Raw genomic sequence first — 14,672 nt, 5'->3', positions numbered from 1 at the left:
GACTCCGAGACTCCGAGACTCCGAGACTCCGAGACAGCTATCAGGGATCGGATTTGAGTTTTCAGTTCACTGTTTACTCACATCAGCAAAAGGCTGACGGCTGAGAGCTTAGATGTGTAATTAATTTTGCTTAGGTACTTAACTGTGTTTTTGAGGACATTGTTTCTTGTCCCTACTCCTCAATAAACCCGAACCTGAAGGAAAATTTACCCCTACCCCCTACCCTAAAAGAAAAATTTTTTCTGGAAGGTTTTTCAGCATCAGGGTTTGATGATTTGAGTGCAAGCTTGATCAGTTTAACTAATATCATCCTTGCCCTTGCGGGGGGTTAAAATTTGCTGCTATAAATAAGAAAAAAAGTTTTTGTGTGCTTCTCTCTGACAACAATCTCTAGGCAAAAAGCCAGAGATTTTTTAAAAAAGCTGATAACTGATCACTGATAACTGATCACTGATAACTGAACACTGATAAAAACTAACTAGGAACAATATTTAAGAAAGCATCGAAGTCTTTTAATGCTTCTTGGAATTGATTAGCAGCAAGACTAGCATCTTTTTCTTTGGCTGCCGCATCGATACGTTCAAAGTGAACGAAAAGATTTTTCGCTAACTGCTTGGCTTTTTCTTGGTCTTTGGGCAGTAAATTACGGGATAATCCTACCATTTCCTGACGCAATTGCCCCAAAGGACCGTGGATATAGGTGCGAGTATCTACCCAATTTTTGTCAGCGATGAGGTCTTGCAAAACGCTCATTTTTTGGCGAAATCCTTCTATGGGTTGGATGTAAACCTGTAACTGTTCGATTTTTTGGGGACTGTAAACGGTGGGGATAGTTGCTTGGGGACCACTGCAACTAACCAGCAGGGTAGTAACTAGGACTAAAACTAGGGAAATAATCGAGCGAAGACGTGGCATTGGTTTATATGTACTATTTAACAAGCTATTGACGTTCTCTCCCTTAACCAGTCAAGGTATCGGGACGATTTTTACTTTATCAGAATTTTGGGTTTAAAACCTCGCCCCTTTTAGGGCATCCATTGGTCACATCTTTCATTAACAAAAAGAGAAGAAACTTAAAAAGGGCTCTTCTCGACTTTGTGTAATAAGTGGGTGGGTGGAATTAAATATAAGATAAACGTAGGTTGGGTTGAAGCATGAAACCCAACGCCCGCATGGGTTACGCTACCGCTAACCCATCCTACAAATAATTGTGCCTCCCTACTTAAGTTTAACTTATATAGTAGCGATCGATCTTTGTGTCCTCTGTGTCTCTGTGGTTCCTTCCACTGAAAAGTTCCTGAACAGTAATGATTGTAACGGAAATGGAATGACGGGACGCATTAGCAATAACTTGGGGATGATTGCCAAGAATTAGGGAAATATGGTCAGTATCGAGAATATATTGAGACACAAATCTTTATCCTCTACAGATAATATGAGGGATCTACTTCACTGTCATCATCTAAAGTACGTTCTGCTTGAAGTGTATCCATGATTTCTTGAAAATCTGCGTCATTTTCAAAGATACCTGCAAATTCTCGCCAATTGGGTGAGGGGTTATCTAGGGGTGTTGTCCATGATATCGTTTCAATTTGGCTAATTTGTTCGATAAAGGTTGTTTGTAGTTGGGAAATGGCTTCTTCTTTGGTGGGTGCTTGGACTCGAAAATGAGGCAATTCAGCGATAGATACAGCATATTGACCATTTTTAAGGGTTTCTATCAGTATTTTTACCTTTAGATTAGCTGATGGTTGGGAGGGTGGGATATTGAGATTGATGACCATAGCATTTTGTTGATTTATCGCTTTACTTCCTTATTTTAAATGACTCATCTGGTATATAAGGTTGTTTTAAAGAGTAGATATTTTTAATATATTCAACTAAAAGGTTGATTTTATTTTGATTTTTACAATTGATACTTAGTTCAAAAAAATTACAAAATTGATCGTCATTAAGCCTACTATACATTGCATAGGAAATCGACATTCTAATTAATTTTGTATCCGTTAAATAGTCTTCTATGTTAAAATTAAACATAAATATCCTCTTGGCTCTAAATTTATATTAGAGCTATATTGCTATTTATTTTTCCCTTAGAGCCAAATTTTTTAAGATTCTTTCGATGTTTGCAGTTTCTCATCTCAGCAAAAGAGAGAAAACAGCGATCGCAAACTGCGCCTTCAAATTCTTCAAACTCCCACAAAGCAGCAATCTTAAACTTTTTCTCACGATTTGGACATTTAGACAACAACTTTAAGTCATGCTTCTCACACCTCCCAACCGACTTAACCTGCCATTCAATCCGATGACAAAGCAACTCATCATTTCTGTTCAAACTGTTTCATAAAAGCTCGATCGATCCGATCTTTCCATAACCATAATAACGGTGATTGCCATGCGAAACCGCCCCAAGATGCGATCGCTTTTTGGTCTCCTGTCCCAATTAAACTCAGATAATTTTTCTGGGGAAAATAGGGTTTTAGGGGCTGATTTTGCAGAATTCTTGCTAAATTATCGAACAGTGGTTTTCCTTGTCGGACGGCAAAAACTCCTGCTTTCGGACGGGGATAATCTGGAATCGTGGCAATATCTCCCACGGCAAAAATATGGGGATGGGAAAGAGATTGCAGATAATTATTCACTAAAATAAACCCTTTTTCATCTGTCAGTAATCCTGACGCTTTTATCCAACTAGGGGCCGAGGCAGTCGTTACCCAAATTGTATAATCCATGGGTAAAACTAAACCCGATGAACAGATAATCCGATCTGCTTGCACTGCCGTCACATCCGTTGATAAATATAATCTAATTCCCCTTTGTTTAAAAATATTCTCTAAACGTTGGCCGACCCAATTATTATGGGCTGGTAGTAGTTTTTTTCCTCGATGAATTAGAGATAAATTCAAATTACTGCTAGAGTTGAGAATTTTGGCCAAACGGGACTGCATATTTAAAGCTAATTCGACCCCGCCCGCGCCACCACCAACAATGACGATATTGAGAGGATTATTGGGGTTAGTAACCGCTTTTTTCAGGATTTCTTGCCATCCTTCCCGAAAAATCGGCACCGGTTTGGCGGGAATAGCGTACTCTTGAGCGCCGATAACATTATCTACTGCCGGGATGCTGCCGATATCGATCGAGAGATAATCAAAGGGAATCTGTAAAGAATTATTACAAATTACTTGACATTTTTCCGTATCTATGGAATTAGCCTTGTCTAAACAGAATTGCGCTTGAGAATACCTAGCTAGAGAAGGTAAATCGATATGAGTCTCAGCAAAATCATAAAAACCGGCGATGTGGCCGGGTAACATTCCCGAATAGGGGGTATGGGTGACATCGCTAATTAAAGTTAATTGAACGTTTTTTAGGGGTGATTGCCCCCAAAGACGAAGGGCGATCGCATGACTATGACCACCACCGATAAAAACCAAGCGCTTGACTAAATCCATAAAAAAACGGGATTGCTGCCAGAAAAGTTAAATTCTAATGAATATATCTTCTTACACAGAAATTCTGTTGCAAAATCGAGGGTAGATAGACAAAAACTCAAGACATCGGGGCCAGGAACTTTTAACCAATGACAGTCAATTGGGATTTTGATCTTTTCGGACTCGATATTCTTAAGCAAATTCTATCTATTATCTTCGCTTCCCAATAGAGAGAAGTCTATGCAAGAAGTTTATATCGTGGCCGCAGTCCGGACTCCAATTGGTCGTTTTGGTGGGGGATTGATGGGATTATCCCCGGCCGATTTAGGGGCAACAGTGATGAAATCTGCCCTAGAAATCGCTAATTTGCCCCCAGAAGCCCTAGATTTGTACATTTTCGGCAATGTTTTGGGATCGGGTCATGGTCAGTTAATTCCCCGACAAGCGGCGATTAAAGCAGGAATTCCCGTAAGCGTGGACGGATATCGGGTGGATATGGTTTGTTCTTCGGGAATGATTGCCGTTAGTAACGCCGCTACCTCAATTCGCGCTGGAGAAGCGGATCTCATCCTCGCCGGTGGCATCGAATCCATGTCCCAAACTGGCTTTTTTCTCTCCCATCGGGCCCGGTGGGGTTATAAATTCCTCATGGGTGCGCCAGAACAATTAACGGATTTATTACTCCACGATGGCCTAACCGATGCTACCACGACTGAGGGCATGGGTTCCCAAGTCGATCGCCTCTGTCTCGATCGCGGGGTTTCTCGGCAAGCATTAGATGAAATTGCCGCTTTATCCCACCAAAGAGCGGCCACAGCCACAGAAAAAGGCTGGTTTAATGGTGAAATCGTGCCAATTGAGCTTAAATCTAAGAAAGGTTCCACAATTATTGCTCAAGATGAGGGTATTCGTTCCGATAGTACCCCAGAAGGGTTAGGAAAACTGCGGCCGGCTTTTAATCCGTCGGGAGTTTTAACTGCGGGGAATAGTAGTCAGATTTCCGATGGGGCTGCCGCTATCCTTTTAGCCAGTCAAAAAGCTGTGGATCAGTACGGTTTAAAACCAATTGCCAAAATCCTTGGCGGTGCTGTGGGTGCTGGAAAAACCGATCGCTTCCCAGAGTTCCCCGTCCTCGCGGTGAAAAAATTACTGGCATCCCTAGATAAAACGATCGAAGATTTCGATTTAGTGGAAAATAACGAAGCTTTTGCCTTAAATAATCTGCTTTTTGAGATGGATCTGGGGTTAGCGAGGGAAAAACAAAACGTTCACGGTGGTGCGATCGCCTTGGGTCATCCTATCGGCGCTTCCGGCGCGCGGATTCTGGTGACGTTAATTAACGCGTTGAAAGTACAGGATAAAACCCTCGGTATGGGGGCCATCTGTCATGGGACCGGTGGCGGAACAGCGATCGCAATTGAAAGAGTTTAGGAGGAAAAAGCTATGGTATCTCTGGGACTAGAGGAAAAAGTTATCGTCGTTACGGGCGGAAATCGAGGCATTGGGGCGGCTATTGTCTCTCTTTTGATAGATTTGGGGGCTAAGGTGGCTTACACGGATTTAGCCACGGATAATCCCCAGGGTTTAGGCATTGTCGCCGACGTGACTAAGTTGGAATCTATGGAAGCGGCAGCTCAACAAATTGAAGCGGAATTGGGACCGGTTTACGGCATCGTCGCTAACGCGGGGATTACCAGAGATAACTTTTTCCCTAAATTAACGCCGCTAGATTGGGATTTAGTGATTAATGTCAACCTAAAAGGGGTTAATCACACGATTAAACCGTTTATTGAGGGAATGTATGAACGACAAGCGGGATCGATCGTTTGTATTAGTTCTATTTCCGGTGATCGCGGTAATGCCGGCCAAACTAATTACGCGGCCACAAAAGCGGCAGTTATCGGTTTAGTCAAATCCCTAGCGCGAGAAGCTGCCCGTTATAATATTCGCGCCAATGCGATCGCACCGGGGTTTATTAACACGGAAATGACTTTAGCGATTCCCGATAAAGTTCGCGATAAAATCACCGCCGAAATTCCCTGTCGTCGCTTCGGTGAACCCGCAGATATCGCCTGGGCAACTGCTTATTTACTCTCTCCTGTTGCCAGCAGTTATGTCTCTGGAGAAGTCCTCAGAGTTAATGGGGCCCATCACACCTAATCAGTTATCAGTTATCAGTTATCAGTTATCAGTGGGTAAGTTAAGTAGGTGGATGGAATTAAATATAAGATGAACGTAGGTTGGGTTGAAGCATGAAACCCAACGCCCGATTATGTTACGCTACCGCTAACCCATCCTACAAATAATTGTGCTTAATCAGTTATCAGTGGGTAAGTTATCAGTTATCTGTCTTCTGTCTCGGAGTCTCGACTAGGAAATTAATTTTACACGACTACTTATCAGTTATCGGGTGTAGGGTGGGTTAGTAAACTAGAGAAATTAGAGTTAAAGGAAAAGGGCAAAAATAATGGATAAACCGACACAAGCTTGGAGTGAGATGGCCGCCGATTACGTCAATCTTTGGACAGAAACTGGGGCAAAAATGTGGTCAAGTTGGTTTGATATGATGGGGGCGATACCCCCTGCCATGGGCAATATTAAACCAGAATTGCAAGAGGCAACCCAGCGCTATTTTGATAATCGGGATTTATTGATCAAATTCCTAAAATTATCGATGGAAGCTTGGGAAAGTATCTTCCCAAAAATGCAAACAGGAGAAGACTGGCAAACAATTTTAAATAATTATACCCAACAGATGCGCGGTCAACTGAATAGTTTTACTACCACCACTTCCCAAAGTAGTCAAGATGTCAGTCAACTATGGACAATTTACCTGCAACAATTGCAAAGTATCAATCATTTATGGTTCGATCCTTTCGTCCTGTCAAATGACACAATAACCAAAGCTTGGTTAGGTAACACTTCTTCTTTGATCGAACTCAATAATATCTACTGGCAGAAGTTTTATGATGAAACTTTTGGCCAATGGTTACAGATGCCTTTATTGGGATTGCCCCGAGAATTTAACCGCAAATTACTCGATAGTTTTGAAACTTGGCGCGTTCTTTATCAAGCTAGTATTAACTATCAAATTGTGCTGGCTGATATTCAAGTTAAATCCTTTGAAGCTTTAACTAAAAAATTAGTTTTCCTAGCACAAAAAGGTCAACCTGTCAAGAATTGGCGAGAATTTCAAGATGTGTGGAGTGTAGTCGCCGATGATATTTTTGAAAAGGCTTTTTGTCAACCAGAAAACCTAAAAGTACGGGGAAAATTTATTAATTCCCTCAATGATTATCGCCTCAAACAGCAGGATTTAATGGAAATTTACCTGCGATCAATGAATCTGCCTACCCGCAGCGAAGTCGATGAAATTCATCGGACTATCTATGAATTACGCAAAGAGGTAAAAAGTCTCAAAAAAACTTTAGGAGAAAAAAAAGCAGTAGAAAGTAACAATTAGTTAATTGTGCTTGACAATCAGGTAAGCTATCAGGAGTCAGGAGTCAGGATTCAGGATTCAGGAGATAGGGTGATAGGGTGATAGGGTGTTGGGGTTTTAGGGGTTTTAGTTGAAATTCCCCCACTTCCCCACTTCCCCACTTCCCCACTTCCCCACTTCCCCACTTCCCTAGGAGAATTAAATTATGTGGCCATTTTTGACGCAAGTGAAACTGGAAGATTTTACCCAAGATTATCTAGAATTAACTCAGAAAAATCTCAAAGGTTTAGACAATCTCAAACGAGTTAAAGAAGAAGATATTCAGTGTGGAGTCTCGGAAAAAGAAGCAGTTTATCGGGAAGATAAAATCATTCTCTACCACTTTAAACCCGTGGTCGAAAAACCCTTCGAGATCCCCTTGCTGATGGTTTATGCTTTGGTCAATCGTCCCTACATGGTAGATTTACAGGAAGGGCGTTCTTTAGTGGCCAATCTGCTGAAATTAGGCTTAGATATCTACTTAATTGATTGGGGCTATCCCACCAGAAGCGAGCGCTGGTTAACCCTTGATGATTATATCAATGGTTATGTCAATAATTGCGTCGATTTTATTCGTCAAAGTCATCATCTCGACAAGATTAATCTGTTAGGAATCTGTCAGGGAGGAACCTTTAGTTTATGCTATAGTTCCCTCTATCCCGATAAGGTAAAAAATCTGGTGACAATGGTGACACCGGTGGACTTTTATCAAACCGAGACCCTCTTAAATATGCGCGGGGGATGTTCCTTGGGAGCCGAAGCATTAGACATCGATTTAATGGTAGATGCTATGGGCAATATTCCGGGAGATTTTCTCAACTTAGAGTTTCTGGAATTGAAACCTTTACAGTTAGGTTATCAGAAATACCTTGATTTTCCTGACATCATGGAAGACGAATCAAAATTAGTTAATTTTCTGCGTATGGAAAAATGGATTTTTGATAGTCCCGACCAAGCGGGAGAATCCTATCGACAGTTTCTCAAGGATTTCTATCAGCAAAATAAACTGATTAAAGGGGAAGTGATCTTAGGAGATAAACGGGTAGATTTACACAATCTGACCATGCCAATTCTCAATCTTTATGCGGATAAAGATCACCTTGTCCCTCCCGCTTCTTCCCTCGCTTTAGGGAATTATATCGGTACTTCTGACTATACCGCTTGTGCTTTCCCGGTCGGACATATCGGAATGTATGTCAGTGGCAAAGTGCAACGGGATTTACCCCCCGCTATTACTGATTGGTTGAAAGCAAGAGCTTAACAATCTTCCCACCTATCCCCTTTTCCAATTTGGGAGAGGGGTGTAAGACAATACAACACATCGATTAAAAAACATCTAGGGGCAGTAAAATAAACTTTTGTAACAGAGGATGTTAAGCACTGTTGCAAGATCGGGCAGAATCGGAGGATATCGTTCCTTTCGGCTAAACCCCTGTGGTACACTGCAAAGCGTACTCGCTCGTAAGTATGTAGGAGAAAACCTGAGTGTTAAGAGTCGCTGTTGTGGGTTCAGGGCCGGCCGGTTCTTCGGCGGCAGAAACATTAGCTAGAGCAGGCATTGAAACCTATTTATTTGAACGCAAATTAGATAATGCTAAACCCTGTGGTGGAGCGATTCCTCTCTGTATGGTGAGCGAATTTGACCTACCTCCTGAAATTATCGATCGCCGGGTGAGAAAAATGAAAATGATCTCCCCCTCTAACGTCGAAGTCGATATTAATCTCGATAATCAAGAGGAATATATCGGAATGTGTCGTCGGGAAGTCCTCGACGGTTTTATGAGAGAACGCGCCCATAAATTAGGAGCGCATTTAATCAACGGAACCGTTTACGGTCTCGACATTCCCACCAATAGCACCGATCCCTATACCCTACACTACGCCGATCACTCCCACGGCAATTCCCAAGGGGAAATGAAATCTCTGAAGGTGGACGTGGTTATCGGTGCCGACGGTGCTAATTCCCGCATTGCTAAAGCTATTGATGCCGGGGATTACAACTATGCGATCGCTTTCCAAGAACGCATCCGTCTTCCCCAAGATAAAATGGCCTACTACGAAGACTTGGCCGAAATGTATGTAGGAAAAGACGTATCCCCCGACTTCTACGCTTGGGTATTCCCCAAATACGATCACGTCGCCGTCGGTACTGGCACAATGAAGGTCAATAAAGCCATGATTAAAGACCTACAAGCTGGTATTCGCGCTCGCGCAGCCCGTCGTCTGGAAGGAGGCGAAATCATCCGCGTGGAGGCTCACCCCATCCCCGAACATCCCCGTCCTCGCCGTGTAGTCGGTCGCGTGGCCCTCGTAGGCGATGCTGCGGGAACAGTTACCAAGTCTTCGGGAGAAGGCATCTATTTCGCCGCTAAATCGGCGCGGATGTGTGCCGAAACCATTGTCGAAGTCACTAACGGCGGCCAACGTATTCCCAGCGAAGATGAATTAAAACTCTACCTCAAGCGTTGGGACAAGAAATACGGTATGACCTATCTGGTATTAGATATCCTGCAACGGGTTTTCTACCGTACCGATGCCACCCGGGAAGCTTTTGTGGAAATGTGTTCCGATAAGGATGTACAGAAGATGACTTTTGACAGTTATCTCTATAAAACCGTTGTTCCCGCTAATCCTCTCGTACAGATGAAGATTACCGCTAAAACTATCGGTTCTCTCCTGCGCGGTAACGCTTTAGCTCCTTAAAATCAATTCATAACCAGAAAACCCAATCTCCCCATCGCGGTGGTTGGGTTTTCTTTTGGGTTGTTTCATCTCCTGTCTTCTCTAATTGAAACAAAAATAAGGTATGTTACATTTGATTAACGCATCCGACGAGAGCGACTTGCTGCTAACTAGCGCCTTCGGCATCGTAACTATTGATATAGCTTATGACTAAAAATTCCTTCTTCAATGAGCAAAAAGAACAGTCCTTGATCAAAGCTAGGATTGTTGAGAAATATTTCTGGGCTTGGGCAAAAGTTATAATTTCAAAAGTTAAGAAGGGATCGTCTTCAAACCAGAAAATCGCTTATGTTGACCTTTTTGCTGGTGCCGGACGATATAAAGATGGCTCAAAATCAACCCCAGTAAAGGTTCTAGAAACTGCCATCGCCGATCCAGATATGCGAAATATGCTGGTATCGATCTTTAACGATGCCGATGTCGAAAATGTTAATTCTCTTCAACAAGCTATAGATTCAATTCCGGGCATAGAAAATTTAAAATACCGCCCTCAAATATCAAAATATGAGGTTGGAGAGGACATAGTTAAAACCTTCCAAAGCATGAAATTAGTTCCCACTTTACTTTTTGTTGATCCTTGGGGTTACAAGGGGCTATCTCTTCAACTTGTTAATTCGGTCGTCAAAGATTGGGGTTGTGATTGCATCTTCTTCTTCAATTACAATCGCATCAACATGGGTTTAAATAATGATGCAGTCAAAGAACACATAAATGCGCTATTCGGACAAGTAGGAGCAGATCAACTCCGCAAACGATTGAAAACACTTACACTTACTCCACAAGAGCGTGAGTTAACCGTTGTAGAATATATCTGTGAAGCCTTGAAAGAAATGGGGGGTAAATATGTTCTTCCATTTCGTTTCAGACATGAAATGGGAAATCGTACTAGCCATCACCTAATTTTTGTAAGCAAGCATCCTAAAGGCTATGAAATTATGAAAGAGATAATGGCTAAAGAGAGTTCTGAACAGACGCAGGGCGTACCATCTTTTGAGTATAATCCTGCAACTCTTCAACAACCATTACTCTTTGAGCTAACCAGTCCTCTTGATCAACTGGAATCTATGTTGTTGGACAATTTTTCAGGTAAAACTATGACGATGGCAGAGATTTACGACCAGCATCATCCGGGAAAACCGTACATTAAAAAGAATTACAAAACTGCCCTTAGCAATCTTGAATCTCAAGGAAAAGTCACAGTACATTCACCCGAGGACAAAAAACGGCGAAAAGGAACGTTTGCGGATGATTTAAAGGTTACATTTCCAGTTAAGCAATAAGCTCTAATTTTTCTGAACGCCTCGCTGATTTAAGTGGGACACTTCCCCATGTTTGGATATGCTGATTCCAGGCATTAGGCATCTCGTCCCAGATTTTATCATCAAGTAATCTACCCCCTGCTTTCGGTGTCCTTCCCCCAACTTGTTTGAAAAAAAATGCTACCCCTGAATTTTGACATTGATTGCGGATATCCCTTGCCCAGTCAAGTTTCATCTGGCGATGTTTTTGCCCGGATTCTCCGCCGACAATAACCCAATCAATGCCAGTTAAATTAAGTTCTAGGGGTCCTAAAAGTGGCTCACATGAAATGAAACGCACTGAAACAGGAACTGTCCGAAGATATTCAATCCGATCTATGTGGTTTTGGTTCTCGACAGATACACCTAGCCAAATGTTTTCTGGAAAATCTAATTTAGACGCTAAATCACCTAAACGGCTTTGTCGCTTTGTTAGAATCTGATATATATGCCAAGGTGTTAAATGAATAACTGAGAAAACTTGTCTGATAAAGTCGAGAGGCACATCATCATGAAAAAGGTCACTCATTGAGTTGACAAAAACTCGACTGGGAGTGCGCCAACGTAAGGGTTCTTCCAATCTTTCTGGATGCAAAGTTAAGCTGAATCCATTGGGAAAGTTTTTGGGAAAACGCTGTGTAATAGCTTCGGCATAACAATGCAGACAGCCGGTGCTAATTTTATCGCACCCGGTTGTTGGATTCCACGTTTTATCAGTCCACTCAATACCAGTGTTTATACTAGACATATTTTAACTCCACAATCTATATCTATGACAGACGCTACCTGCCGATAATTAGCAATTTACTTGTACTATATCATTGTTTGACAAGTACAATTGTCGCCGCACTCACTTTCTACATTACGCAATCGTCAATGAGTTGCGGTGTACACAAAATATTACATCGTTTAACGAAAACAACAGGCGCTTACAGCCGGTGCTATGAAATCTAAGCGGCGATCGCTTCACCAGCAAGCCCTAAGTAGGGCTTGCTGAATAAATCTAAAAAGCTTGTTGGATAAGGTTTTTAGGCTTTTTTGACCTCAAAAAGTGCCTAGCATTGGAGTGATCGGGGGTAAAATTCCTGGACTTTTTCCCTGAAAATTAGGTAATTGACCACCTGAAAATGAGTAAAACCCCACACCCCACACCCTGCCACCGGGAAAAACTTTTTCAGCAGACCCTAAGTACCACCTCACCTCAAATCTAGAGAACTAACGCTCTTTTAATACCATAATTCCGGGATCAGGTCATAGTAACCAGCTTGGGTCGGTGGGTAAATACCCGCTTCGATTTTTTCGATAATAGTCGGCCAAGCTTGCCTAAAAGCGGCAGAGCGCTCGTTGGGGTGCAGAGTCCAACCCTTGGCATTGGTGAGAGTGGCGCGATAGTAGTTGCTTTGTTCTAGGGAGCGAGAAACCATAATTTCCCAAGAGTCGAGTTTTCCTTTGCCAGTCAAAATATTCCCCCAAGCTTTTAAACCATCGGGTAAATGATCGAGAAAGGTATTTTTATAAGAGCGCCAGAGGGGGGTGATCGGTAAAAGGCGATCGTAGCGACGACAATTAAGTAGATAGGCACGACTACCAAAAAATTTAAATTGATAGAATCCATCGGGATTTTTCGTGCAGGGATGCTGAGAATAAATCGTACCATCGGGCCGCGGTGGACCGGACAAAGGACGCACAAACATCATTTCTGGATGGGTTTCCATTAACTCGATCCCTTCGCAGATCCAACTGTAATCCGGTTCTTGGTAGAGCATCATGTCACTGTCATAATGGACCATATAATCGCTGCGACAGGACTCGATTTTGAAGATCGAGCCGAAAATCGGATAACCTTTGTAGTTATGGGTGGAACGGAGGGGACTGCCGAAATGCTTTTGATAGATGCGCTGACGATAGCTGGGATCGTAGTTAAAATCCACTAGGCGATCGATTATGCCATCTTTAACTAATTTTTCACCACAGGCTCTTAACTCCTCCATTGTACCCAGTCCGGGGCGATTAACCTTTTCCCCGCTTAAAGGGGCCGTGTCAATAGCGAGTACCTTTTCCTCGAAGGGAAACTGACTCATTTTGACTAGATGGGGAATAGTGTTCATCATAAACCAGACATCGGTTCGCGCCGTAAAAAACCAGAGCGAACAACTTGGCAATCCCATTTTGTATAAACCTCACTTTTGTTTGGGTCTTAAATGGGATACATTATAGGGGAATCTTCGCGACAAGTTGACACAATTCCTTATTAACCTATGACTATAGCCCTCGATCGCTTACCCCAATCTTGGCAGGGTTTAACCCATCGTTTAACTTATAAGTATTTTCAGGTACGCATTGATACACCCAAAGACCCCTATAAAATTCTCTTTCGTCCCCAACCCTATCAGGTTTTATTTATTCTTAGCCATATGCGATCGGGTTCGTCTTTATTGACCCATATCCTCAATTCTAATCCTGAAATTATCGGTTTTGGCGAAACTCATCTGGTTTACGAGAGTGAACAGGATTTTAAAACTTTAATGTTTCAACTTTACTGGCGGTTGAAAGATTTAAACATGAATCATAAATATATTTTAGATAAAGTTCTTCATGATCAGAAGTTTTTAGATCATAGTTTTTTGCAATCTGATCCGGTTAAGACCATATTTTTACTACGAGAACCGCAGCGCACTTTAGCTAGTATTCTAGATCTTAAACCCCATCAAAACGAGCAGCACGCGCTAGGCTATTATACCGGTCGTTTAGCCACCTTAGAAAGTTATGCTCAATTAATTAACAGCAAAGAAAAGAGTTTATTTATCACCCACGATCAGGTATTAAACCAAAGTCAGTTGGTTTTTAATAGTTTACAGAGTCATCTCGATACGAAAACGGGATTTTCTGAAGAATATCGAGTTTTAAAAACCACTGGCAGCCGCGGTATAGGAGATTCTTCCGAGAATATCAAAGCGGGTAAAATTATTAAACAAGCCAGAAAATTAGATATAGAAATTTCCGACGCTGTTTTAACCCAAGCCCAAAAAGCCTACGATCGATGCTACGAAACCCTCAGTCATTATTGTCATTGTATCTAAGCTGAATTGGGGATTAGTAATAGCCTTGATTCTCTCCTCCGAGTCCCAAGAAAATCCCCCTAACTCAACTCTAAGTTGAGCATTTAAAAGGTCTGATTAGCCTTCAATATTAGCAATTGTAAAGCCCATCTGACACTCGTAGAGATTGGGCTGTTGGCTTCCTCCTTTACCCAAGGAGTGACCACAGCCTAGTTTACCCTCTCGCCACCGGGGTTGTCCCTGCTGGTTGGCTAAAAGACAGCCCTGACAGACAGAACCCGTATCGAGAATGTGTTCGTCGGTTAAAATCACTAACATGACGTTCACCCCCATTGATCTCCGATCACTTTTGTCTCTATTGTAAGGGGTTTTTTCTGAGATGTAGTGGCGCGCTATACATTCCGCTACTTTTTGGTTTTTTTTCGCCTGGACTCTTCTTATGCAGAAGATTAGTCCTTCAAAAGGGATAGTCATTTCAGATAAGTCTGATACGATTCAATCTTAATTGAAGTGACTATAATTAGGGCTTGCTGAATAAATCTAAAAACCTTGTTGGATAAGGCTTTTAGACTTTTTTTCCCTCAAAAAGTGCCGACCATTGGAGGGATCGGGGGTAAAATTCAGGTACTTTTTCCCTGAAAATTAGGTAACTGACTAC

General features: G+C 42.2%; 14 protein-coding genes. 8 read left to right on the top strand and 6 right to left on the bottom strand.

Annotated features, from left to right (window positions below):
* Positions 1-474: 474 nt before the first annotated feature.
* Positions 475-915 (bottom strand): photosystem II protein PsbQ, encoded by a 441-nt coding sequence (gene psbQ, locus O9290_RS10805; protein ID WP_002737745.1) that lies wholly within the window; start codon positions 913-915, stop codon positions 475-477.
* A 295-nt stretch (positions 916-1,210) separates the two neighbouring features.
* Between psbQ and O9290_RS10800 the strand changes: the two genes are divergently transcribed.
* Positions 1,211-1,375: a hypothetical protein gene (locus O9290_RS10800; RefSeq protein WP_002763369.1), complete on the top strand. Its 165-nt coding sequence runs from the start codon at positions 1,211-1,213 to the stop codon at positions 1,373-1,375.
* A 49-nt stretch (positions 1,376-1,424) separates the two neighbouring features.
* Here O9290_RS10800 and O9290_RS10795 read toward each other — a convergent pair whose 3' ends face one another.
* Both O9290_RS10795 and O9290_RS10790 read right to left on the bottom strand, forming a co-directional pair.
* Positions 1,425-1,784, bottom strand: a complete 360-nt coding sequence (locus O9290_RS10795; protein WP_002763370.1) for a hypothetical protein — start codon at positions 1,782-1,784, stop codon at positions 1,425-1,427.
* 537 nt (positions 1,785-2,321) lie between these two features.
* Positions 2,322-3,455: an FAD-dependent oxidoreductase gene (locus O9290_RS10790; RefSeq protein ID WP_288056804.1), complete on the bottom strand. Its 1,134-nt coding sequence runs from the start codon at positions 3,453-3,455 to the stop codon at positions 2,322-2,324.
* A gap of 219 nt (positions 3,456-3,674) precedes the next feature.
* Between O9290_RS10790 and phaA the strand changes: the two genes are divergently transcribed.
* The 6 genes from phaA (at position 3,675) to O9290_RS10760 (ending at position 10,937) form a co-directional block, all read left to right on the top strand.
* On the top strand, positions 3,675-4,865 hold the full coding sequence (gene phaA, locus O9290_RS10785; RefSeq protein WP_159251534.1) for an acetyl-CoA acetyltransferase PhaA: 1,191 nt from the start codon (positions 3,675-3,677) through the stop codon (positions 4,863-4,865).
* A gap of 12 nt (positions 4,866-4,877) precedes the next feature.
* Positions 4,878-5,594 carry an acetoacetyl-CoA reductase PhaB gene (phaB, locus tag O9290_RS10780; protein ID WP_147068803.1) on the top strand — a complete coding sequence of 239 codons (717 nt, stop codon included), beginning with the start codon at positions 4,878-4,880 and terminating at the stop codon, positions 5,592-5,594.
* Positions 5,595-5,901: 307 nt separating this feature from the next.
* Positions 5,902-6,897, top strand: a complete 996-nt coding sequence (gene phaE, locus O9290_RS10775) for a class III poly(R)-hydroxyalkanoic acid synthase subunit PhaE (RefSeq protein ID WP_288056807.1) — start codon at positions 5,902-5,904, stop codon at positions 6,895-6,897.
* 184 nt (positions 6,898-7,081) lie between these two features.
* The gene (locus tag O9290_RS10770) at positions 7,082-8,176 is read left to right on the top strand and encodes a class III poly(R)-hydroxyalkanoic acid synthase subunit PhaC (protein ID WP_288055114.1); all 1,095 of its coding nucleotides are present in this window, start codon (positions 7,082-7,084) and stop codon (positions 8,174-8,176) included.
* 224 nt (positions 8,177-8,400) lie between these two features.
* Positions 8,401-9,618 (top strand): geranylgeranyl reductase, encoded by a 1,218-nt coding sequence (gene chlP, locus O9290_RS10765; RefSeq protein WP_288055112.1) that lies wholly within the window; start codon positions 8,401-8,403, stop codon positions 9,616-9,618.
* A 185-nt stretch (positions 9,619-9,803) separates the two neighbouring features.
* The gene (locus O9290_RS10760; protein WP_288055110.1) at positions 9,804-10,937 is read left to right on the top strand and encodes a three-Cys-motif partner protein TcmP; all 1,134 of its coding nucleotides are present in this window, start codon (positions 9,804-9,806) and stop codon (positions 10,935-10,937) included.
* On the opposite strand, the gene O9290_RS10755 is transcribed toward O9290_RS10760, so the two are convergent.
* On the bottom strand, positions 10,927-11,703 hold the full coding sequence (locus O9290_RS10755; RefSeq protein ID WP_069475081.1) for a DUF5131 family protein: 777 nt from the start codon (positions 11,701-11,703) through the stop codon (positions 10,927-10,929). The genes O9290_RS10760 and O9290_RS10755 overlap by 11 nt on opposite strands.
* 478 nt (positions 11,704-12,181) lie before the next feature.
* Complete coding sequence (locus tag O9290_RS10750; RefSeq protein WP_288027639.1) at positions 12,182-13,123, bottom strand: hypothetical protein; 942 nt, start codon at positions 13,121-13,123, stop codon at positions 12,182-12,184.
* A 90-nt stretch (positions 13,124-13,213) separates the two neighbouring features.
* Here O9290_RS10750 and O9290_RS10745 point away from each other — a divergent pair, with 90 nt between their 5' ends.
* On the top strand, positions 13,214-14,035 hold the full coding sequence (locus tag O9290_RS10745; protein WP_288055108.1) for a sulfotransferase family protein: 822 nt from the start codon (positions 13,214-13,216) through the stop codon (positions 14,033-14,035).
* Positions 14,036-14,131: 96 nt separating this feature from the next.
* Here O9290_RS10745 and O9290_RS10740 read toward each other — a convergent pair whose 3' ends face one another.
* Entirely contained in the window at positions 14,132-14,332 is a 201-nt protein-coding gene (locus O9290_RS10740) for a hypothetical protein (protein WP_002735656.1), read from the bottom strand.
* Positions 14,333-14,672: the final 340 nt, after the last annotated feature.

The organism is Microcystis sp. LE19-41.2A (assembly GCF_027530405.1).
Lineage (GTDB): Bacteria > Cyanobacteriota > Cyanobacteriia > Cyanobacteriales > Microcystaceae > Microcystis > Microcystis aeruginosa.
The sequence above is the reverse complement of the archived record's forward strand: the minus strand, read 5'-3'. Positions and strand labels throughout refer to the sequence as shown.

Bases quoted from the DNA above. Each gene is read 5' to 3' on its own strand.
- psbQ (WP_002737745.1), bottom strand. From the start codon at position 915: ATGCCACGTCTTCGCTCGATTATTTCCCTAGTTTTAGTCCTAGTTACT.
- O9290_RS10795 (WP_002763370.1), bottom strand. From the start codon at position 1,784: ATGGTCATCAATCTCAATATCCCACCCTCCCAACCATCAGCTAATCTA.
- O9290_RS10790 (WP_288056804.1), bottom strand. From the start codon at position 3,455: ATGGATTTAGTCAAGCGCTTGGTTTTTATCGGTGGTGGTCATAGTCAT.
- phaA (WP_159251534.1), top strand. From the start codon at position 3,675: ATGCAAGAAGTTTATATCGTGGCCGCAGTCCGGACTCCAATTGGTCGT.
- phaB (WP_147068803.1), top strand. From the start codon at position 4,878: ATGGTATCTCTGGGACTAGAGGAAAAAGTTATCGTCGTTACGGGCGGA.
- phaE (WP_288056807.1), top strand. From the start codon at position 5,902: ATGGATAAACCGACACAAGCTTGGAGTGAGATGGCCGCCGATTACGTC.
- O9290_RS10770 (WP_288055114.1), top strand. From the start codon at position 7,082: ATGTGGCCATTTTTGACGCAAGTGAAACTGGAAGATTTTACCCAAGAT.
- O9290_RS10760 (WP_288055110.1), top strand. From the start codon at position 9,804: ATGACTAAAAATTCCTTCTTCAATGAGCAAAAAGAACAGTCCTTGATC.
- O9290_RS10755 (WP_069475081.1), bottom strand. From the start codon at position 11,703: ATGTCTAGTATAAACACTGGTATTGAGTGGACTGATAAAACGTGGAAT.
- O9290_RS10750 (WP_288027639.1), bottom strand. From the start codon at position 13,123: ATGGGATTGCCAAGTTGTTCGCTCTGGTTTTTTACGGCGCGAACCGAT.
- O9290_RS10745 (WP_288055108.1), top strand. From the start codon at position 13,214: ATGACTATAGCCCTCGATCGCTTACCCCAATCTTGGCAGGGTTTAACC.
- O9290_RS10740 (WP_002735656.1), bottom strand. From the start codon at position 14,332: ATGTTAGTGATTTTAACCGACGAACACATTCTCGATACGGGTTCTGTC.